Here is a 22,121-nt window from a genome sequence, read left to right on the forward strand (position 1 = left end):
AGTCTTACTCAAATGTATTAGATTCTTAGGTGGTTCAGGAAAAATTTATCCATAATCTAGCTTAGGATGGATAGTTTCCTTCAAATTCCTCAACATAAGTGACTTCTAAAAGAAGTCTTGATATAGCCAACTTCTCATCAATTGACTCTAAATTATATATTAGTTACTCTACCAATATGGAGTATAGAAAAATAAATTACAATAAAAAAATGTAAATTTTTACATATACAATTTTATTACAAGGTAGTATAACTACCACTCCAATATAACTCAAAGAATTATTATTTTCGAATGCTACAAAAATTGATGAAACGTCTTATATTTACTAGTATAATCGGTTTTTTATGCGTTCTCTCTCCTTATGGACAAGCCGAAGACGTCGTTCAAGATATAGAATTCTTCGATACTACCGATGAAGATAGTAACGAGTTAGAAATTAAAGCCTTAGAAATTAAAGGCTACCAAGTTAATGACAATAACTTATCCAATATACCAAATAATGCTGAAAATTCAGAATTAAAAATTTGCCAGCAGGGCAAAATTATTGCTTTAAATAAAATTACCGCAACATCAAAGGAAATGTTATTAAAGCCTAATGAGCCACAATATTTTGGTAATATTCAAATTAAATTGCATAAATGCATAAAAAACCTTGATCCTTACAATGGAGATCATTACGTGCTATTAACCATTACAGAACATAAGATTGATGAAGACCCTATGTTAATTTTCCAAGGATGGCTTATCTCATCAAGCATTTCAGTTTCCACCTTTGAGCATCCAATTTATGAAATTTTTGCTAAAGATTGTTTATAAGGATATTTAAGAATGATACAATCCATGATTTACGTGTTAGTAATGTTATTTCCAGCAATTGGATTAATTTCCGGTTTCTCTGCAGCAGTAATAGTTCCTATTTGGTTATTAACTATATTAACCGCTTTAAGAGGTAAAATTTTTATTAATTTGCAATATGCTACTGTTAAAAAAACTTTGCTATCCACTTGGAAATTGGAATTACTATTTTGTCTTTGGTGTCTTGTAACAAATTTTTATTCACATAACTATCCTTCCTCTTTAGTTAATTATCTACAAGTTTTTTTAATTGTTCTAATAGGGTTTATCGTAAATAGCAATATTGACAAATTACCGATCAATGCAACCAAAATAAAGATATATTTTATTATAGGAATAGTGCTGGCAATTGCTCTATTCTTTATAGAATATCTATCTCATGGTATTATAACAAGAACCTTCCGTACTATTTTTCAGCCAAATTCTTCCGGTCAGTTCTTTTTATTCCTTCTTGATCGGGGCTGTTCTTTATTGTCAGTTCTTTCCTGGTTACTCATTGCTATACTGATACTATATCATAAATATCTATTGGCACTAATATATTATCTGTTAATTTTTTATTTATTATTTATCTCAGATAGTTTGGCAAGCTTTTTAGCATTTACCGTAGGTGGGTTAGTATTTTTAACAAATAGGCTGTTAGCAACCAAAGCACTGCAATCTATTTTTTTGAAATTATTTACCTTGGCTATGCTTACCGGTTCAATAATGATGCCGATAATTAGCTATAAAATACAACCATATTATGCATTAGAGAACTATGCTAAGTTTCTACCGGATACTGCTAAGCATCGGGTGTTTATTTGGCACTTTGTTGCCGAACAAATTATCAAGAAACCAATTTTGGGCTATGGATTTGCTTCGTCAAGAAATTTTAAAGTTGATAAAGAACAAATGGTTAGCTATCATCAATGGACTTGGTCCCCATTCCCTCTACACCCACATAATAATATAATGCAAATTTTATTTGAAACGGGCTTAATAGGTTTGATACTATTTTTATCTTTAATTTATAAATATATTCAAAAAATTAGTAATATAAGCTTAGTGCAGCCCTCTAAATATGATAAGATGAATTTAGCAAGTAAGGAAATAGATATAGATATGTTAAATTATAAGTCTGTTGCCTATGCTTGCTTTATAAATTATTATATAATAGGTATGATCTCATTTAATATTTGGCAAGTATGGTGGGTTTGCAGTGCCTTTGGGGCGATTATTTTGCTTAAATTACTATTACGTCGATCAGTGACTATTTCTAACTAAATTTTCAAGGTAATTACTAATGTTGGAAACATCGCACATATTACAGGAATATTTGCCTATAGCAGTATTTTTTGCTATAGCATCAGTTTTGTCGTTGATAATAGTTACATTACCAAGGATTTTGAGTCCTCGGAAATATAATAAGGCTAAACTAGATAGTTATGAATGTGGATTTGAGCCTTTTAGTGATGCTAGAAGCAAATTTGATGTACGTTTTTATCTAGTAGCTATTTTATTTATTATTTTTGATTTAGAAGTAACTTTTTTGATACCATGGGCTATTACGCTTGGGAAAATTGGTAAATTTGGTTTTTTTTCAATGATGTTTTTCTTATTTGTACTTACTGTTGGTTTTATATATGAATGGAAAAAAGGAGCTTTAGATTGGGAGTGATGCATGAAAGCAAAGATAGATATGTATGATCAAGATAAGTTACTTGCAGAGGAAATCTCAAATCGAGGGTTCCTGATAACTAAACTCGATGATTTGCTAGGCTGGGCTAGATCTAATTCACTTTGGCCGATGAGCTTTGGTCTTGCCTGCTGTGCAGTAGAAATGATGCAAGCTGCTTCTAGCCGTTACGATATGGATCGTTTCGGTATGTTATTTAGACCGAGTCCACGTCAATCTGATTTAATGATAGTTGCAGGGACCTTGACCAATAAGATGGCTCCGGCTCTTAGAAAAGTTTATGACCAAATGACTGAACCTAAGTGGGTTCTGTCAATGGGAAGCTGTGCCAATGGTGGTGGCTATTACCACTATTCCTATTCGGTAGTACGTGGCTGTGATCAAATCGTTCCGGTAGACGTATATGTACCAGGTTGTCCTCCGACTGCTGAGGCTTTGATTTATGGTTTAATGCAGTTACAAAAGAAAATTAAAAGAACTACTAGATTTAAGAGTGCTAGTGTATAATATGGAAGAGATTATTGATAACTTAATAAAGAATCAAGGGCTTAGTCTAACTGCTTTGCCTGTATACTCAAATGGTTCAAATGTATATTTTGCTGCCTATAAATCTACTATAGAAAGTTTGTTACCATTTTTATCTGCAATTAAGCAATCTGAGGATTTACGTTTTACTGTGCTGACAGATTTGTTTGCTGCCGATTTTTTAGACCGTTCTAAGCGGTTTGAGGTGGTATATAATTTACTAAGTCTTAAATTAAATAAGCGTATATTAGTCAAAGTTGAGGCTGGAGAAAGTGACGTAATCCCTTCAATTACCAAAATCTTTAGTGCTGCTTGTTGGTATGAGCGTGAAGCATATGATATGTTTGGGGTGAATTTTGTTGGGAGTCATGATACTCGTCGTATTCTAACAGATTATGATTTTGTTGGTCACCCCCTTAGAAAGGATTTTCCATTAACTGGTTATGTGCAAGTTAAATATGATGAGACTCTGGCGAAAGTAGTATACGAGCCAGTTAAACTTGATCAACCATATAGAGAATTTGATTTTTCCTCAAGTTGGAAGGAACCGAGTTATGTATTACCTGGAGATGAGAAAGTGAATAAACATACTATATAAGTAAATTTTACTATGACTTCAGACAAACCTAAGCACGACAAAATCTTTCGCAAATCTATGGAGAATCCAATAGTTGCTAAAGAGTTTTTGGCAACTTACTTACCTAAGGATGTGCTGGCTTTAATCGATAGCACAACTCTAAAATTAGAAAAAGATAGTTTTATTGAGCCAGACCTTTCTGAAACTATTTCGGATGTATTATTTTCTGTTAAATTTAATGATACAGATGGCTATATTTTTTTATTATTGGAGCATCAAAGTACTGTTGATCAGCTAATGGCATTTAGGCTATTTAAATATATGGTGAATATTTGTGATCGATATTTAACTACTAATCCTAAATCTAAATGTCTTCCATTAATTTATCCCCTAGTGCTATACAATGGAAAAAAGAAATATGACGCACCGCTTAATATATGGGAGCTATTTACCCATCCAGATTTAGCCAGAGGCTTTTGGACAAATGATTGTCAACTTATTAACGTACATGATATTTCCGATGAAGAACTCAAGAAAAAAGTATGGTCTGGGATTTTGTTATTTTTTCTCAAACACATCCACGAGCGTCAATTGCTAAAAAGATGGCAAGAAATCTCTCATCTCTTGCCTGAATTGAGTAAAGTAACAATAGGCTATGACCACATAAGAAATCTATTACAGTATACTTTGACCTTTATTGAGCAAAGTGATAAAATAGAGTTAGAAAAAATATTAAAAAATAGTTTAACTAAAGAAAAGGGAGAAGAACTTATGCCTAGTATAATTCAAGTATCTAAGGAAGAAGGTATTCAAATCGGGCTACAGGATGGTATTAAAATCGGGGTACAAGATGGCATCAAAATCGGAGAAGCTAGAGGTGAAGCTAGAGGTGAAGCTAAATTAATAAAAATGATGATAAAAAATGGTACCTCTATTGAGGAAATAGCAAGAATTACTAGACTATCTATTACTAAAATCAATGAATTACTGACCTAGGTAAGTCTACTAAGATATCAAGTTTTAGCTCCACAGAGCCTAGCAATACTGGGTTTTAATAGGAATATAAAATAAAGAAAACTAAAAATTATGTCATCATTTCTTTCACAACAACATAAGAATATAGGTATAGTTGGTTTGGGTAAGACTGGTACGGCTGCTTATCAATCACTAAATAAAGTAGCTAGAATAATTTGTTATGATCAAGTAAATAGCAGTCGGGATAGTTTCAGTAAAATTTATGGAAACGATAATTTGGTTAGCTTGTCTGATCAGCGGTGGCATGATCTTGATAAGATATTGTTGAGTCCAGGCGTTCCCTTGTCGCATGACATTGTTACAATGGCTAATTCCCATAATATACCAATAACCTCAGATATAGATCTATTATTTGAGGAAGTTAAGTTCAGAAGGGGTAAGACAGCTAATTTTATCGGTATAACTGGTACTAATGGTAAGAGTACTACCACTGCTCTAACTGGTCATATTTTACAATTTTGTGGTTTTGATTATCCAGTTGGCGGAAATATTGGTTTTCCTGCCTTAAGTATGGGATTAGATTGTCAAGGGTATGTATTAGAGCTATCTTCCTTTCAGTTAGATTTATTAAGCAGTTTTAAAGCTAAAATTGCTGTGCTACTTAATATTACCGAGGATCATTTAGATCGGCATAATAATATGCAAGGCTATATTGTCGCTAAAAAGAAAATCTTTGATCGAATGGATAAAGATTCATTTGCCATAATTAGTGTTGATAATGAAATTACCAACAATATTTTCTTAGAGTTACAAAAGGAGAATACCACAAATTTAATACCAATCTCTGTTGGTAAAATTCTTGATAAAGGAGTGTCAATTTATAATAATGTTGTTTATGATAATATTTTTGAACCGATTACTATTAATCTGCCAAATAATAGCTCTTTACAAGGCATACATAATCAAGAAAATGCTGCTGTCAGTTATGCGGCTTGTCGGATTATAGGGGTAAGACCAGAACAAATAATTGCTGCTATCGAGTTATTTAAGGGGTTACCACACAGAATGCAATATGTTGGTACAATATACTCAGATCATTCGAATATGATAAAATTTTATAACGATAGCAAAGCTACCAATGGCATTGCTGCTTCTAAATCCATTACAGCACTTGATAATATATATTGGTTAGCTGGAGGGGTGGCAAAAGAAGGGGGAATAACAAATTTAGAACCATGGTTTGATAAAATTCGTAAGGCTTATCTTTTTGGTCAAGATAAAGAGCTTTTTACATCGTCACTTAAGGGCAGGGTAGATTTCCAAATTTGTCAAGATTTGCAGGAGGCTTTTAATGCTGCCGTTAGTGATGCAATGGAGGATACAAGCTATCTAAAAAATATTTTATTAGCTCCGGCTTGTGCCTCTTATGATCAATTTAAAAATTTTGAAGAACGCGGAAATCTATTTATAGAATTATATAATATTATAGCTAACCATGATCAAAGATAATCATAATAATGAATTATCTAACAATTACCTAAAATGGTGGTGGCGTAGTATCGACCAGCAAATGATTATTGCTTTAGTAATCCTGTTTGTTTTTAGTATGATGTTGGTTACTACAGCCGGACCAGTAATAGCAAATAGAATAGGACTCAATGAGCATTATTTTGCCTCTAGACAATTATTTTATCTTGCTAGTGCATCGCTATTGATTATTCTTTTTTCCTTTTTTTCCAAAAAATGGTTAAAGAGATTGTCAATTTTAGGATTTATTGTCAGCATATTGTTATTAATTTTAGTTAAATTCTATGGTTATGAAGTTAAGGGGGCTATTCGTTGGATTAATATTCTAGGTTTTTCTATGCAGCCTTCAGAATTTATAAAACCATTTTTTGCGGTAGTGGCTGGTTGGATATTGTCACTGAAATTTGAAGGGGAATTTCCAAGTTTTTCTATCTGTATAGCTTTGTATAGTATCATTGCTTTATTATTAATTATCCAGCCAGATTTTGGTATGTTAGTGATGGTTACTGCAGTTTTTGGTATTCAACTTTTTATTGCTGGTATGCCGATATTTTGGATTGTGCTTGCTGCTTTTATGCTACTATTTGGCGTTACAGCAGCTTATTTTTGGCTGCCTCATGTAGCACAAAGGATTAATAGTTTTTTTGATCCGGAGAGTATTAGTAATTATCAAGTTAGTAAGTCAATCAGAGCATTTGAGCATGGTGGTTTGTATGGTTGTGGTCCTGGTGAGGGAGCAGTAAAACAAGTATTGCCGGATTCTCATACTGATTTTATTTTTGCCGTTGCTGGTGAAGAATTTGGAGCAATTATCTGCTTGATAATTGTAGGGATATTTGCTTTTATAGTGATTCGTAGTTTACTAAAACTGATTAATGAAGATGATAAATTTATTCAATTGGCAGCAAGTGGTATTGTTGCACAGATAGGTTTACAAGCTTTAATTAATATAGGTGTTACCTTGAATTTATTACCAACCAAAGGGATGACCTTACCGTTTATTAGCTATGGTGGTTCTTCAACTTTTGCCATAGCTATTGCTACAGGGATGGTGCTTGGTTTTACCAAACATAAAACATCCCTTACTAACTATAAAATCCAAGATATTGACCTATGAAGAATATAATTGTTGTTGGTGGTGGTACGGCAGGTCATCTATTTCCCGCTATTGCTTTGGCTGAAGAATTGGTGAAACGCGGGTATAAATTACATCTTATTACGGATGTTAGATGTCAAAAATATTTAACTGAAGATTTACCGCTCATTCCACATATAATAAATTTTAGATTACCAGCTAAAGGGTTGTTTAATAAGTTTAAATTATTGATTTGTTTATTATTTGTGACTTTTAAGATGTTATTGCTATTAGTGCAGGTCAAACCTTATGTTATAATTGGGTTTGGTGGCTATCCAACAGCCCCTCCTTTGATAGCAGCTGTATTGTTACGTATCCCTATTGTAATTTATGAACAAAACTGCTTTATTGGTAAGGTCAATAGATTATTCTTAAAATGGGCCAGAAGGGTTGCTCTTACCTATGAGGAAACTAAAAATTATAATATTGTTGACTATAATAAGAAATTAGTTATAGGAAATATAGTACGGGATAATGTTAAAAAGCTGAAAGTTAAGGATAATTTTAGCAATGATATTTTTCGAATATTGATTTTTGGTGGAAGTCAGGGAGCAAAGGTTTTTTCTACTTTAATACCGGAAGCGATTAAGATATTAGTGCAATCAAATCCTGATATTAAACTACATATTACCCAACAAGCTCCTCCAGAAGATTTAGACAATATTGCTAAAATTTATAGTGCGTTAAACATCCCACATAAAGTAGCCGATTTTTTTTATGATATGGATCAGCAATATGCCAATCAAGAACTAGTAATATCAAGGGCTGGGGCATCAACTATTTCTGAGCTTAGCTATATTGGCTTGCCGGCAATTTTTATTCCGCTACCTTTTGCTACTGAAAACCATCAATTCTATAATGCTAAGGCTCTGGAAGATAGTGGGGCAGGGTGGTGTTTTGAACAAAATAAAATTACTGCAGAAAAATTAGCCGATAAACTCTTAGTGCTAATAAAAAATCGTGATATACTGGAGCGGGCATCTTGTGAATTATTAAAAAGGAAAAATGACGGTAGTATGGTTTTAGCTGATACAGTAGAACAAATAGTAAACTGATTTCTTTGGGTTGATAGTCAACTTAAGGAAAAACGCAAGCTAATCGTCTTATTAGCGGGAGGAGAAGACGTCTAGGAAGTTGCCTTCTAGCGGGATTTTATTGTGTTTCTCCAGGAATTTCTACGGTTCCTAGAGGGGGGATGGTGTGATTATCATTAATATCAACATGCTTACTAAAGTTTACATCGGAGGACTTTAAGTACAAAAAATCTTCATTTAATATTTTTGGAGGGAGAGAACTTAAGTAATAGGGATTTTTTGAACCAAGATAATCATGTAATATTGTAAGAATAATATCAGGTAATTCTAAAAAATGCTCTTGTATAAATGCATCTATTTTTTGGCAATCTAAATTCCCATTATTTTGTTTAGCAAATAAAGCTATTAATTCTTGATTCATCTTATAAAATATTAGATACCTTATATCATGAGACTCAAGTGCCATTTTAGTTATTTTATTAATTTCAAAAATGGAAGGAGTGCCTGGTAATTTGCCAGTTAGGTATTCGTAAATATTGATAATTAAATTTAGATTCACTACGACTAGTTCTTTTGAAGTTGTGTTTTCAAAATGATAGCTAATATTGTTTTTAGTAAAGCTGATTTTAGTGTCTATAGGGAGTAGAAGTGAGGTAATAGAATCTTTATTTAATATATCTACAGACTGACGGGTACTTTGATTTTGAAAGCTACAATAATTTTTCTCTAAAGGTAACTTAACTGTATCTGTGGGATGCACGACAACTTTTATATCAATTGGATATTTTACAGTTAGCGTTATATTTTTGAGTACTTTGAAGTAATAGCGTTCAGGTCTGCTAATATATGGCATTTTATTGCAAAAAAAGGTTCTGTTTTCGGTAATAACTAAGTGATCTTTATAGTAAAAGCAGTTAAGTTATGTTACAGCAAAGAATGCACAAATGGTGTTATACAATTCTTGTGAAAGCCCGATTTTTTGTTTAATCCACCTTTTCATATTAGCCCAAAATTTCTCTATTGGATTTAGGTCAGGAGAGTAAGGTGGTAAAAATATTACCCTACATCCTACTGATTCTATTAAATCTTTAGTCTTCTTAGACTTATGAAAAGCAGCATTGTCTAAAATCACAACTTGACCAGCTATAAGCTCTTTTATCAAAAATTGCTCTACCCAATTATTAAATAGTTCGGTATTACAGGTGCCATTGAATACAAAAGGGGCTATAGATTTATTACCTACCAAACCTGCTATAATATTCGTCCTTTGGTAATACTTCCCACTCTTCTTTGCTTGTAGTGTTTGACCTTTCTTTCCCCAACCTCTATCTTGGGTAATGTTCATCTCTATTCCGCTCTCATCTATATACACAAGCGCATCTGTAGCTAGATCTTTGATATCTTCTAAATACTTACATCGCTTTTCAGCATTAGCTTCCACATAGGTAAAGGCTTTTTTTTATAACTAAATCCCAATTGTCTTAGCCAATATCTTGCCCCACTAGCGCTTATCCCAAATTTCTTACCAATATCTTCCGTTTTGCTATTAGGATTTTCTTCTACATACTTGATAAAATCATCCATTTCTATACTAGGCTTTGCTCCTTTATACTTCCTTGCTTGATAATGACCTTCTTTCTTATACCTTACATGCCATGTATTTACTGTTGTAGGGCTCAATTGAAAAACTCTAGATGCTGACCTTTGACTATTTCCTGCTTCTAGATATTTTATTACTTTTTCTCTTAAATCTATACTGTATGGGCTAGTTGACATTTTTCATTTTATATTATCACAATCACTAACATAACTCAACTGCCTTTACTATAGTAGATTCTGGCATACATAAAGTCCTTTATTTACTTATGAATAGGCTTTATATAATATTTATTAAAAAGTACAAGATAAATTTTGGTCAATCAGCTTGTTTTTTCCCTACAACTACTTCCTGGTTAATTGATTCTTGCAACTTTGGTGATTTTATGTCATTAATTATGTTACTATAAAATTATCGGATTAGTTTATGTTTAAAAGAATTATTATTACATTTTTGGGATTATCCTTACTTTCAGGTTGTACTGATGGTTTTAGAGGGTATTTCAAAAGATCTGCTAATAATAAAATTATAGATAGAAAAGGCTTTGCTGGTGGTAAACGTCCGCCGCTTTATAATAAAAAATATATAGCGACGGCAAAGAGAAACGTTATGGAAGAAAATTTTGATGATGAGGAGGGCGATTTGCTTAGTGAGTATGATACCGAAACAATCAATCCAACTTTAAGAAATCGTCAAATGTATCTTAAGATGGTAAAACAAGATGCGGAACGTAATGAAAAACGCAAGCAAAATCAAGAAAAAGAATATCCTTCATTGAATTCGGCAAATGATAAGCTGAAGAGACAAAATAGTGATAAAAACAATAAGGCAAACAGTGATTTGCACAAAGAGCTAGAGCAGATTAAAGCTATGTTACGTGAAACTAAAAAAGATTTAGAAAAATATAAATGCCCTGCACGACAAACTACTAACCAACAAACTGTTGATAAAGTTTTACCAAATAAAGCTAAAACAGGTAGTAGTAAAAAAATTAAGGAAGTCGAAGCCAGCAAGAATAATAAAACTAACAAGCCACTTGGCAAGTCAGAGATGCAGAAAAAATTTCTCAGTGAAGATGATGATATAAAGGCAACTGGTACTAATTAATTCGTCTTTATGCATAAGCCTCGTGGCAATTTAAAAATTGCAGAAAAAATGGATTGCTTCGTCGGCTATGCCTCCTTGCAATTACACTGTAGGTAAATTTAAAACACGTCATTGCGAGACCACGCAAGTAGGTCGTGGCAATCCATATTCTTATAGATTGCCGCGTTACTAGTAAAGTAGTTCCCCGCAATGACGGCGGGTTAGCTATAACTTTGTCTAGTTAAAACTCTATGTAAGAAAATAGAGCAAAATATGGTGAATATAACAACTATGCCTAAATTAAAGAAGGCTATATATAAAAAACCTTCTTTATATATAGATAGTGACTCCATAAAATCTACTTCTCCTCCAATAGAAGGTACCGACATAAATTTTGCTATTACAGTGCCTAGTAAATTTGAAAATGCTAGTGATAGCATTAATATACCCATTATAAATCCACGTAAGTGTTTTGGAGCAAGTAAAGTCGTTTGAGACTGTACTAATGGTGCTATGCAAAGCTCTCCTAAACTCATAAAAGAAATAGCAATTACTAAATATAAATATCCTACTTTACCATTACTATCAGCATTTACGCAACCGATATAAAGAATAAAGAAACACACAACTAAGGTCAAAAGACCTAAAATTAACATTAAAGTTGCATATTTCTTATTAAACTTCATGTAAGTGCCTAATAAAGAACCAAATATTATTATAGAGAAAGGATTTATTGCTTGTGATACTGAGGCAGGAACTATTGTACCAAATACTTCCTTGACCACATTTCTTTCGGTAAATAGGTTAATAAGAGACCCAAGTTGCATTTCCAACGCAAAAAAGCACATTAATAAAAAGATCATCATCGATAAGGCAATTAGATTTTGTCTTTGAATTGTTGGAGACTTAAATATAATATAGCCAAATATCCCAAATACCCCTAAACCTATAATGCTAAGCATGTTAGCAAAAAATTCAGCAAATATTAACATTTCAGACACAAGAAATGTTAGAAATATAGTGCTTACTATTATTATAGTAAAAGGATTCAACCTCAAGAAAAATCTTTTTTTCATGAGATGTGGGTAAGGTGATAGACCATTATTACCTAGTAAATTCTGAAATTTAACAAATATAATAAGTCCAATTAACATACCTAGACCAGCTAAACCAAATCCGTAGTCCCAACCAATAGTACTTGCCACATAACCACAGGAAATAGAAGCTAAGAATGATCCTAAATTTACCCCAACATAGAATAAGGTAAAACCTCTTTCTCTATCTGGATCATTTTCTTTATAACAGCAACTTAGCAAATTTGTAATATTACCTTTAAATAAACCTGTTCCTAATGCTAATAGTGATAAGCCTAAATATACAAAATTTGTTTCTGATCCTACTAAGGTCATACAAATATGACCAATTGTTATAATTATACCGCCAATTAGTACCATATTACGAAATCCCATTAATTTATCAGCTAAAAAGCCTCCGAGTACCGGACCGGCATAGCCAATAGCGGCAAATAAAGAATAGGTGGCATAAGCATTAGCATCACTAAATCCTAAATGTGATGTAAGAAATAGCACCAGCAAAGCTCTCATTCCATAATAGCTAAAACGCTCCCACATTTCAACGAAAAATAGAAGTTTTAGGTGTTTAGGAAATATTTTAGTTTCTTTAATATTATCAATATCTAGATTATCTATATCTAGTAAATCAACACAATTACTCATCGTGAACCTCAATGTATTTTTATATCAAACCAATTGTTAATGATTTAATCTGATATATTAAGTTTAAAAAAGTCACTCTTAGCAGAACAGTTAAGATTTATTATTTTTAAATGAGGATTACAATCTTCCCCAAGTGTCTATTAGCGGAGACCACGCGTAGGCAATACCTTGGCGTCATTGCGAGCGAACATACGTGAGCATGGCAATCCATGAAGCTTGTTATATGGATTGCTTCGTCGCTACTAAGTAGCTCCTCGCAATGACGTTGGATGGTTAAACTTCCGCAATGACGAGAGGGTAAAACAATTAAAAAAAACAAACAAATGCTTGCTAAAAGCAAATAGTAATAAAAATTTTAAAAAGTAGAAAAATATGGATTAATGGCTAAGACACCAAAACATGGTGGTATGATAAAATGAGGATGTCGGATAAGAAAAATTTAAATTTTTGGAAATTGCCGGTAATTGTCGTTCTAACGATAATCTTAAGTCTTTTAACATAATAACTCCTTTATAATTTTGAGTGTTAACAACATAATAATTATACTGAGTCTTAAATTGTAGCATAAATTCATAAGATAGTCTAGAATTAATTATAGTTTTGTGGTATCATGGTAGCCTGAAAAAGTCGTGCTGTAAAACGATGTATAGGGAAGAGCAATGAACCTTATCAACGAGTCAGTAAATCTTAACTAATTAACTAATTAAACATAAGGGATATTATGACAATACATATTTTTAGATATTCTCAACTAATTGATACAGATAGGATGCGTACAATAAAGGCATTTGCTACAGCAACTGGATTATCAGAAGGAGATATAGCGGGTATAGCATCAAAAGAAGAAGAAAAAGGAGGATTAATTTCACAATACAAATCTGGTGGTATTGATACTATTGAATTTCGTACTAAATTAAATGAACTTATAAAAAATAAGGGTGGTATCCAATTAGCAGATAATGCTTTTGATGATTGTTGGAATGCTATGTGTACGGTAAATTCAGAAAAATTGAGTAAGTTGTATCAGTTTCAGTTAGAGCATGAGGGCTATAAGATACATATTATAGGGGATACTAATGAGTTACAGCATAAGTATATTAGTGAACGAATTGCATTACTAGAAAAGACACCAAAAATAACCTATACACTTTCTTTTGAAGAACATACTTTAGATAGGGAAGAGTTAAGAGAAGTAGCTAAAAGCATTTATCAAGATTTAGATATTGTATGGCATCATAAAGAGACAGGAGATAGTCTAGAATTATTAGCTAAGCATTATAATTCTTCTGAGGAGTCTTCTCTAGTTGAACAAGAAGTAGTTGAAGATAACACTAACGAAAGTAGTAATAGTCATAGTCTCGTAGAAGATACTATAGATGTTATGGGCGGATTAGAGCTGTCGTCAACAAACCCTGATTCTGTAGAATAGCTATTGTCGGGTATATTGAGAATGTTCTACTATGAGGATTTGAGTACCGGCTCGACGCACAAATTACCAGCAGAAGTAGAGTTTCCGAAGAGGTCTATTATTGCGAGAACCACGCAAGTAGGTCGCGGTAATCCACATTCATTCTAATAGATGCCAGGCTATTTTTTATGCTTAAGGTGAATTAATTAGTTATTTTTTTGCTAATATGCTTAGTGCTTCTTAGTAAATATGCTAGAATAATAAAATTAAATAACTTATTAAATTTGCATTTTTATGTTCCAAACATTAACTCAAAATCTGACTAAAATCTTTGATCGTATCAAAAGAAGCGGCACTTTATCGGAAGCTCAAATAAACGATACTATGCGTGATATTAGGATTGCCCTTCTTGAGGCAGATGTGGCACTACCGGTAGTTAAGGACTTTATTGCTGAAGTAAAGTTAAAAGCTATGGGGCAGGAGGTGATAAAATCAGTCTCTCCAGGGCAGATGATAGTAAAAATTATCCATAATGAGTTAATTAATATATTATCCTCTTCTCCAGAGGAGAGTGTATTACAACTTAAATCTGCCCCTCCGGTAAATATTTTAATGGTTGGGCTGCAAGGTAGTGGTAAGACTAGCGCTAGTGCCAAATTAGCACTTAGGCTAAAAAACCAAAATAAAAAGGTACTTTTAGTTTCTCTTGATACTTATCGTCCTGCTGCTCAGGAGCAATTAACTATCCTTGGTAAATCGATAGAGGTAGATAGTTTAACTATTATCCCCAACCATACTCCTGTCGATATTACTAAAAGAGCCTTGTACGAATCAAAATTAGCCGCCTATGATGTCGTTATTTATGATACGGCAGGTAGGTTGCAAATCGATGATCAAATGATGCAAGAAGCGGTAAATATAAAAAATTTAGTAGAGCCAAAGGAAATAATTCTGGTGGTTGATGCAATGACAGGGCAAGATTCAGTACTTATAGCTAGCAATTTTGACCAACAACTAGGAATTACCGGGGTGATTTTATCTCGTATTGATGGTGATGCTAAAGGTGGAGCGGCTTTGAGTATTAAGCATGTTACCAATAAGCCTATTAAGTTCCTAAGTACTGGTGAAAAATTGGCAGATTTAGAGTTATTTGATCCAGAACGTATCGCCTCGAGAATATTAGATATGGGAGATATTATTTCCTTTGTTGAAAAAGCAAGTAGCCTAATAGATCAGGAAGAGGCGGAAAAAGCAGCTGCTAGACTAAAAAAAGGTAAATTTGACTTGGAAGATTACCTAACGCAAATGAGGAGTATAAAAAAATTAGGTGGATTTGCTAGTATGATAAATATGTTACCTGGCATTAATAAAATTATCGATAAAGTTGATCAATCGAAATTAAGCGGTAAATTAATAGACCACCAAGAAGCAATAATTTTGTCAATGACCAAAAAAGAACGAAAAAAACCAGATTTGCTAAATGCTTCACGTCGAAAGCGTATTGCTGAAGGCTCGGGAACATCAGTTCAGAAAGTCAATAATCTATTGAAACAATTTAAGCAAATAAGTGGTTTTATGAAAAAGGCAAGCAATATGAATCCCAAAAGCCTAATGCGTAGCGGTCTAGGCAATTTATTCAAACCATAACTTTCCGTTTTAAAGATAACTATCAAAAGTCATATTTGAATAAATAGAATCTATAGCTTAGCAAATTGATATTTTAATAAAACAGAATAGTGTACTAACTGCTAAAAAAATGTCTTAAATTCGTATTAGTAGATAAAACTAGAATTAAACAGAAAGAGTAATGTAACTTTCCTGAAACCGTTTATTAGGAGCAAAAATGGATAAATATTTAACATTAATAATATTATTGATAATGCCGCATAATTCATTTGCTCAACAACAAATATCTAATTTTGTTACACCAGTTACTTATTTTGTCAAACAACTAAATCTACTCAAGAATAACTTAACTAAATACAGACAAATAAGCATAGTAGGCACTAGTGGCATGGTGAAAACACAGCTTGCTAGAATGTATTGTTATGAGAATCAAAATAATTATAAACTTATTTGGTTTATTGATTGTAATTTAGATATTAATCAAGAGTTGCTAAAGCTATTAATAGCACCGCTAAATCTAATCTAATATCAGAAGATATGAGATTGGTACGAAAAGAACTAATGAGCTATTTATCGAATCAAGATAAATGGTTGCTGATATTCGATAATCTGAAGATAAGTGAAAATAAAAAAGTTCAAGAGTTCGTTGATTGGGAACATAATGGGCGCGTTATATTCTGCTCCCAAGATAGCGAAATATTACCTAATATAGTCAAAATGACTGCCTTTGAAAAAAGTAATGCGATTACTCTGGCTAATAATATTATAGAAAATAATGACGCTAAATTAGCAGAATTCTTGAGCGAAAAGTTTGCTGGTTATCCTATCCTGATAGTACAAGGTGCACAATTATTAAATAATGTAAAAGATTTAGATAGAAAAGAATATAAGGATAAAATCCAGCAATCAACAGATAAAATTCAATTAAACATTACATTAGTTATCAATGAGTTAAAGCCAAGTGCTAAGAAACTTTTAAATAAAATAGCCTTAATAAATAATCAAGGTTTCTCGAAAGAACTTTTAAAAATTATTACGGATAATCAAAATACTCTTGATGATGATCTCTATCAATTATCTAAATTTGCTTTAATATCTAACATTGACTCGCATGACACTAACCCTGTCTTTGAAATGCATGATGTTATTGTTCAGAAAATAATAGAAATGAATGGAGTAAAAATTAATAAACCTTACTTAGAGGATATTGTTGTTAAATTAATTGATGCTACCCCAAAAAGTGGAATAAAAGGTCGTATTTTTAGAACTGCTAAGACTATGTCTGAAAATCTTGAAATAATTTTAAAAAACTCGGAAAAATATAAAGTTAATATATATAAGATTCTGGGATTAAAGTTATATGTAATACTACAATATCTTAATTCTTGGGATAACTATAATGCAAAGAAATTAGTTGATTGGTTTAATAAAAATGATCAAGAAGGGCAATTTAAATTATGGTTAATGAATAATGATGAAAAACATATATATGCAAGATATATAAAGTTTATAGGAAGGTATTATAAGAACTGTTCTAACAATCAAGTGGCAATTGAATATTACATTAGAGCAAAAGAAGCTTTTGACAAAGTAAAAGATTACGAAACTTTTAAGTGTAACGTATTTTATGCGTTGGCAACATCTAATATTGCATTAGGTCAAATTCAAGAAGCAAAAAAAAATATACAAATTATGAAGCAAATGTTTACTAGTAACTTGGTAGATAACAGTGATATAGGGTTTCTATATTGTGTTAAATCACAGTTATTTTTTATACAAGGAAAATATCCTAAGGCATTGGATCAAATTAATCAAGACATAGCAGAAAGTATAAAACAGGGATTAAAACCGGATGATTTTTTTCTTACAAGTCGTTATATGCTTAAAGCAGAAATATTAAATTATCTTAAAAAATACCAAGAAGCACATGCTGTAGTCAAGCAATTATATGATATGCATAAATCCTCTAAAAAAGAAGAGCATGAAATATTTGGTCGCATTTTTGCCCAAATGGCAAGAAGTGAGTTAGGGCTTGGTAAGTTAGACCATGCCTTAGAGTATGTTAATAGGGCTATCACCATATTTTTAGCCGATGAGCATAGGAATCCTAAAGGTGCAGATTATTCCGAAGATATAAACTTAGCAGCAAGTTATGTAGTACAAGGTGATGTTTTGTTTGCTCAAGATAACATAAAAGAAGCAATAAAATCCTATAATAAAGCTTATACCATATATTATTATTTATATAGAGATAATCGTAAAAATGTGGCACAAGTTAGTGAGTTGTATAGTCAAGGAGCTAAAGCTGCCTGTAAAGCAAGAGACTTACATAGTTATAAGTTTTTTGGTAAACAGCAAGTAAAAGAGTTTGGAGTAAATCACACTAATACTGTATCTATGTTCGAGTATTGCAAACAACATAATATGAATTTATGGGAAAAAAAAATAGATTAGGCTTTTATATCAGATTTTCAAGATATAAGAATCTAGGTTCTGTGAAAATATTATGTTTTTTTGAGCATTTCCTTATATAAATTTAAGGTTTTACTGAGCATTAAGTCAAGGGAGGAATTATCGATTACTGCTTTTCTTGCTGCTTGTTGTATTTTTTTACCTTCATTGGTTTTGAGTATAGATAAGCAATGTTCAATTTTTTCTGCCAAATCGATAGGATCGTTTGGTTTAACATGAAATCCAGTTTTTGTATCTGATATTGTTTCAATAGCTTCACCAATATTTGTAGCAATTACTAGCTTTTCCATTGATTGTCCTTCAGTTATAGTACGACCAAATGCTTCTGGCTCAATTGAAGTAGATAATACTATATCTGAAACACCATAAAGACTGAGCATATCAATTTCATTACCAAAAATTTGAATTTTACTTTGTAGTTTCAATACGTTTATAAGAGATTTTACTCGATCTGTAAAATTTGGGTGTTTAGATAAATCCCCAACCATGAGACAGTAAAAATCTAGATGTTTTAATTTGCCAAGTGCTTCAACAAGACTAATGTGTCCCTTCCAACTAGAAAATCTTGATGGTAACAATATTATAGGAGTGCTGTCAGATATACCATATTTCTTTTTATATTTTATTAATTTTTCTTCTGTGACATTTTTGGGATCAAAATAACGATAATCTACTCCTCGACGTATTACAGTAATTTGATTTTCTAGAATTTTATAATTAGTTAATATATGCTGCTTTACAAAATTAGACACAGCTATGACTTTCTCGCCTTTAATCATCACACTATTATAGAAATGTTTGAACAAATTCGAGATGTTGTAAATGCCATGAAACGTTGTTAAAAATTTAGTATTAGTAGCCTTTGCTGCCATATAACAGCTCCAAGCTGGAGCTCTTGATCTTGCATGTACTATATCTACGCCATATTCCTTAATTATTTCTGATAAAATCCTTGCATTTTTCCATATTGAAAAGGGATTCTTAGTAGCACTATTCATAGAAATATGTGGTATATCTGCAACTGCTAACTCTTCAACTAACGAACCACCAGATGAGACTACAATAACATTATAATCAGCTTTTTTTAACATTTTTGCCACTTCAACTGTCCCTCTCTCTACTCCACCAGAGAATAAAGCTGGAACTACTTGCAAAATGGTTGGTTTATGGTATCGTTTGGGTGAATCTGATGAAATCATTAATTAAATAATTTAAATGGAAAAAATATATAATACAGAAAAGAAAAAATTTATCACTTATAATCATTATAAAAGCAACAAAAAAAATATGCCTCACGTAATGTTCTTACATGGCTTGATGTCAAATATGAATGGTACAAAGGCTGTATTTCTTGAAAATTACTGTAAAAAACATGATTATAATTTTATCACATTTGATAATTTTGGTCATGGAAAGTCGTCAGGTAATTTTCTAGATGAAACTATTGGCTCTTGGCTTACGGGGGTTGAGCTGGTGTTAAATAAACTTATCATACAACCAACTATTATAATAGGTTCCAGCATGGGTGCCTGGCTTGCCATTCTTGCTGCTATAAAGTTTCCTAGTAAAATTTGTGGTCTTATTGCTCTTGCTCCAGCACTAGATTTTACAGAAACTATTTGGAATAATTTAACTGAAATTCAAAAAATACAAATGCAACAACAAAAATGGCTTGAGTTTAATGGGCGTGATTGTAATGGTAAATACCCAATAAGTTATCAATTAATATTTGAAGCTAAAAATCACTTGTTACTAAACTCAAATAGTATTAATCTTAAGAAACTTGTTCATTTAATTCATGGGATACTAGATACTGATGTGCCTTATACCATCTCAAGTAAGTTGGTAGAAAAAATTACTAGTGATATAGTAGTAATGAAATTAATAAAAGATGGGCATCACAATCTCTCAAGAGAATCAGATTTGGCTATAATTGCTAATTCTTTGGAAGAAATAATAAAATATAAAAACTAATGAATAACCATAAATTTACTAAAACAACTAAAATTTCTGATTTTTTAAAAATTTCAGAAATGATAGATAAGCTAGATCAAGATAGTTTGGTACTTTTTGATGTGGATGACGTACTGATCATGGCTCAAGATGAATATCGCTTAACTCATCCTTATAGACTTGAATGGTGTGTTGAAAGCAAAAAACGCTTTACTAGAAAAGAAAGGCAACTTTTTTTTAGTATTATTCTAAAAAATCGTACTATTCGCTTAGTGAACCCCAATATAAATGATATATTGAGTAAATTATGGGAGAGGCAAATTCCAACTGTTGCTTTAACCAAGCTATATACAGGTAGATTCGGGGTTATTGAAGATTTTACCAATTGGCGTTTAAAAGAGCTTAAAGGAATAAATATAGATTTTATGAAATCTACTCCAATAAAAGAGGAAATATTAATTGATGAATTACATAGTGAGAATGGTATGCCGATGATGGAAGAAGGGGTGATTCTTACTGCCGATATTGATAAAGGGATAGTATTAGAGAATATTTTACACAAGAAAAGTTACTACCCTAAAACCATAATATTCGTTGATGATGTTTTAGAAAATATTGAGTCAGTGGAAAAAATATGTGCTAAATTACAGATTAACTATCATGGTTTTGAATTTAATGGAGCTTCACTAGTGCCGGAGCCAGAGCTTGATAAAAAAAGTGAAAAAATTCGTTTTGAGATTTTAGAGAAAGAACATCGTTGGCTAACAGATTTAAAACTTTAATATGGTATTTGAAATGTTGAATAAATTAATTGTTTTTGTAAGTATATGCATTATTTCTTGCTGTGCTATCGCTGAAAAACAAGAGGGCATTACGGTAAAAGCCAGTAAAGTACAAATGGCTGATTTGCATAATGTTTTCAGCGTTGTCGGACAATGTAAAAATGATACGAGTCGGGATTATTATGCAAATGTTTCTGGTACGGTTGATGTAGTATCTACTTCTCAAGGGGGCAAGGTTGACAAAGGGGATGTCCTGCTTATTATTGACCAAGATTTGGCTATGTCAATTAAGTCACAAGCAGAAATCTCTTTAAAAACTGCGATGACTGCTTATGAACGTGATAAGGCATTATTTGCCAAAAAATATATTAGTAGTGATGTACTAGAAAAATCAAATAGTGATTTAGAAACAGCTAAGCTTGCTTTTTCCAAAGCAATGAATAGTTACAACGATATGGTTATCGTAGCACCATTTGATGGAAATATTGGTATAATAAAGCTAAAAAAAGGGGATAAGGTAGAACAAAAAAATTATCTTTTTAGCATTATTGCTCAAAATTCTACCACTAAAAATATTCTAATGGAGTTACCTGAGGGGCTTTATAATCAGGTGTCAGTATCTACTGATTTAGTGATAACCGATAATAATGGTGATAAGATTAATGGAAAAATTGCTGAAATCTCACAATATGTTTCAGATAATGGTACTATAAGTGCTAAAGTTATTGTTGATTCTAATAGTAATATGATACATAGAAGCTATGTACCTATAGATTTAATTCTTAACAAACATCAGAATTTAGCAGTAGCTAGTCAATCAGTGCAGAGTAATAGTAAAGGTCAGTATTTTGTATATAAACTTAATGATAACAAAGTGCAGCAACTTTATGTTAAGCTAGGTACTAGTCTAAATGGTCTAACAGAGATTATTTCAGACGAAATCAAAGAGGGAGATATGGTAGTAGTGGAAGGAATTACTAAGATTAATGACGGTAGCATAGTGAAATTATTATAGCTACAGCTACCCAAACAAGGTTTTAGCCATGTGAACTGACGTCACGTGAGGACTGCGTAAGCTTCAGCCGTCATTGCGAGGAAGGTCGTAGGTCTACGAAGCAATCCAAGAATAATGGATTGCCACACTCACATACGTTC

The 22,121-nt window shown here is 32.1% G+C and carries 23 protein-coding genes; 17 read left to right on the plus strand and 6 right to left on the minus strand.

Annotation, left to right across the window (positions count from 1 at the left end):
* The first annotated feature begins 306 nt into the window (after positions 1–306).
* The 9 genes from AAGD42_RS06640 to murG all read left to right on the plus strand — a co-directional run bounded on the left by AAGD42_RS06640 (position 307) and on the right by murG (position 8,327).
* Positions 307–816: a DUF2155 domain-containing protein gene (locus AAGD42_RS06640; RefSeq protein WP_341760732.1), complete on the plus strand. Its 510-nt coding sequence runs from the start codon at positions 307–309 to the stop codon at positions 814–816.
* 12 nt (positions 817–828) lie between these two features.
* Positions 829–2,121: an O-antigen ligase family protein gene (locus AAGD42_RS06645; protein ID WP_341752721.1), complete on the plus strand. Its 1,293-nt coding sequence runs from the start codon at positions 829–831 to the stop codon at positions 2,119–2,121.
* Between the two features lie 19 nt (positions 2,122–2,140).
* On the plus strand, positions 2,141–2,515 hold the full coding sequence (locus tag AAGD42_RS06650) for an NADH-quinone oxidoreductase subunit A (RefSeq protein WP_341752722.1): 375 nt from the start codon (positions 2,141–2,143) through the stop codon (positions 2,513–2,515).
* 3 nt (positions 2,516–2,518) lie between these two features.
* Entirely contained in the window at positions 2,519–3,040 is a 522-nt protein-coding gene (locus AAGD42_RS06655) for a NuoB/complex I 20 kDa subunit family protein (RefSeq protein WP_410520932.1), read from the plus strand.
* A gap of 1 nt (position 3,041) precedes the next feature.
* Positions 3,042–3,656 carry an NADH-quinone oxidoreductase subunit C gene (locus AAGD42_RS06660; protein ID WP_410520933.1) on the plus strand — a complete coding sequence of 205 codons (615 nt, stop codon included), beginning with the start codon at positions 3,042–3,044 and terminating at the stop codon, positions 3,654–3,656.
* Between the two features lie 12 nt (positions 3,657–3,668).
* Positions 3,669–4,631 (plus strand): Rpn family recombination-promoting nuclease/putative transposase, encoded by a 963-nt coding sequence (locus AAGD42_RS06665; protein WP_341752723.1) that lies wholly within the window; start codon positions 3,669–3,671, stop codon positions 4,629–4,631.
* A 90-nt stretch (positions 4,632–4,721) separates the two neighbouring features.
* The gene (murD, locus tag AAGD42_RS06670; RefSeq protein WP_341752724.1) at positions 4,722–6,119 is read left to right on the plus strand and encodes a UDP-N-acetylmuramoyl-L-alanine--D-glutamate ligase; all 1,398 of its coding nucleotides are present in this window, start codon (positions 4,722–4,724) and stop codon (positions 6,117–6,119) included.
* Entirely contained in the window at positions 6,106–7,254 is a 1,149-nt protein-coding gene (ftsW, locus tag AAGD42_RS06675) for a putative lipid II flippase FtsW (protein ID WP_341752725.1), read from the plus strand. The genes murD and ftsW overlap by 14 nt, the downstream gene beginning before the upstream one ends.
* Positions 7,251–8,327, plus strand: a complete 1,077-nt coding sequence (gene murG / locus AAGD42_RS06680; RefSeq protein ID WP_341752726.1) for an undecaprenyldiphospho-muramoylpentapeptide beta-N-acetylglucosaminyltransferase — start codon at positions 7,251–7,253, stop codon at positions 8,325–8,327. Before ftsW ends, murG begins: the two co-directional genes overlap by 4 nt.
* 97 nt (positions 8,328–8,424) lie before the next feature.
* Here the strand turns inward: murG and AAGD42_RS06685 are convergent, their stop codons facing one another.
* The 3 genes from AAGD42_RS06685 to AAGD42_RS06695 form a co-directional block, all read right to left on the minus strand.
* Entirely contained in the window at positions 8,425–9,159 is a 735-nt protein-coding gene (locus AAGD42_RS06685) for a hypothetical protein (protein WP_341760733.1), read from the minus strand.
* Positions 9,160–9,225: 66 nt separating this feature from the next.
* Positions 9,226–9,747, minus strand: coding sequence for an IS630 family transposase (locus tag AAGD42_RS06690; protein ID WP_341749620.1), 522 nt, complete (start codon positions 9,745–9,747; stop codon positions 9,226–9,228).
* Entirely contained in the window at positions 9,711–10,082 is a 372-nt protein-coding gene (locus AAGD42_RS06695) for a helix-turn-helix domain-containing protein (protein ID WP_341749594.1), read from the minus strand. The genes AAGD42_RS06690 and AAGD42_RS06695 overlap by 37 nt, the downstream gene beginning before the upstream one ends.
* 247 nt (positions 10,083–10,329) lie before the next feature.
* Here AAGD42_RS06695 and AAGD42_RS06700 point away from each other — a divergent pair, with 247 nt between their 5' ends.
* Positions 10,330–11,010: a hypothetical protein gene (locus AAGD42_RS06700; protein WP_341752728.1), complete on the plus strand. Its 681-nt coding sequence runs from the start codon at positions 10,330–10,332 to the stop codon at positions 11,008–11,010.
* A 200-nt stretch (positions 11,011–11,210) separates the two neighbouring features.
* On the opposite strand, the gene AAGD42_RS06705 is transcribed toward AAGD42_RS06700, so the two are convergent.
* Both AAGD42_RS06705 and AAGD42_RS06710 read right to left on the minus strand, forming a co-directional pair.
* On the minus strand, positions 11,211–12,725 hold the full coding sequence (locus tag AAGD42_RS06705) for a peptide MFS transporter (protein WP_341752729.1): 1,515 nt from the start codon (positions 12,723–12,725) through the stop codon (positions 11,211–11,213).
* 377 nt (positions 12,726–13,102) lie between these two features.
* Positions 13,103–13,225, minus strand: a complete 123-nt coding sequence (locus AAGD42_RS06710; protein WP_341760734.1) for a hypothetical protein — start codon at positions 13,223–13,225, stop codon at positions 13,103–13,105.
* Positions 13,226–13,446: 221 nt separating this feature from the next.
* Between AAGD42_RS06710 and AAGD42_RS06715 the strand changes: the two genes are divergently transcribed.
* The 4 genes from AAGD42_RS06715 (at position 13,447) to AAGD42_RS06730 (ending at position 18,213) form a co-directional block, all read left to right on the plus strand.
* Positions 13,447–14,154, plus strand: a complete 708-nt coding sequence (locus AAGD42_RS06715) for a hypothetical protein (RefSeq protein ID WP_341752730.1) — start codon at positions 13,447–13,449, stop codon at positions 14,152–14,154.
* A 273-nt stretch (positions 14,155–14,427) separates the two neighbouring features.
* The gene (gene ffh, locus AAGD42_RS06720; RefSeq protein WP_341752731.1) at positions 14,428–15,780 is read left to right on the plus strand and encodes a signal recognition particle protein; all 1,353 of its coding nucleotides are present in this window, start codon (positions 14,428–14,430) and stop codon (positions 15,778–15,780) included.
* A gap of 196 nt (positions 15,781–15,976) precedes the next feature.
* The gene (locus AAGD42_RS06725) at positions 15,977–16,285 is read left to right on the plus strand and encodes a hypothetical protein (protein WP_341752732.1); all 309 of its coding nucleotides are present in this window, start codon (positions 15,977–15,979) and stop codon (positions 16,283–16,285) included.
* 35 nt (positions 16,286–16,320) lie between these two features.
* Positions 16,321–18,213, plus strand: coding sequence for a tetratricopeptide repeat protein (locus AAGD42_RS06730; RefSeq protein ID WP_341752733.1), 1,893 nt, complete (start codon positions 16,321–16,323; stop codon positions 18,211–18,213).
* Positions 18,214–18,263: 50 nt separating this feature from the next.
* Here AAGD42_RS06730 and AAGD42_RS06735 read toward each other — a convergent pair whose 3' ends face one another.
* On the minus strand, positions 18,264–19,430 hold the full coding sequence (locus AAGD42_RS06735) for a glycosyltransferase family 4 protein (RefSeq protein WP_341752734.1): 1,167 nt from the start codon (positions 19,428–19,430) through the stop codon (positions 18,264–18,266).
* Positions 19,431–19,446: 16 nt separating this feature from the next.
* On the opposite strand from AAGD42_RS06735, the gene AAGD42_RS06740 reads away from it, so the two are divergent.
* Genes AAGD42_RS06740 through AAGD42_RS06750 form a run of 3 tightly spaced genes read left to right on the plus strand, consistent with a single transcriptional unit; the run spans position 19,447 to position 21,981 of the window.
* Positions 19,447–20,205: an alpha/beta hydrolase gene (locus AAGD42_RS06740; RefSeq protein ID WP_341752735.1), complete on the plus strand. Its 759-nt coding sequence runs from the start codon at positions 19,447–19,449 to the stop codon at positions 20,203–20,205.
* The gene (locus AAGD42_RS06745) at positions 20,205–20,966 is read left to right on the plus strand and encodes a DUF2608 domain-containing protein (RefSeq protein ID WP_341752736.1); all 762 of its coding nucleotides are present in this window, start codon (positions 20,205–20,207) and stop codon (positions 20,964–20,966) included. Before AAGD42_RS06740 ends, AAGD42_RS06745 begins: the two co-directional genes overlap by 1 nt.
* Before the next feature lie 13 nt (positions 20,967–20,979).
* A complete protein-coding gene (locus tag AAGD42_RS06750) occupies positions 20,980–21,981 on the plus strand; it encodes an efflux RND transporter periplasmic adaptor subunit (protein WP_341752737.1) in 1,002 nt (333 codons plus the stop codon).
* The last annotated feature ends 140 nt before the right edge of the window (positions 21,982–22,121 follow it).

It is taken from the genome of Candidatus Tisiphia endosymbiont of Dioctria linearis, assembly GCF_964026545.1.
Taxonomy (GTDB): Bacteria; Pseudomonadota; Alphaproteobacteria; order Rickettsiales; family Rickettsiaceae; genus Tisiphia.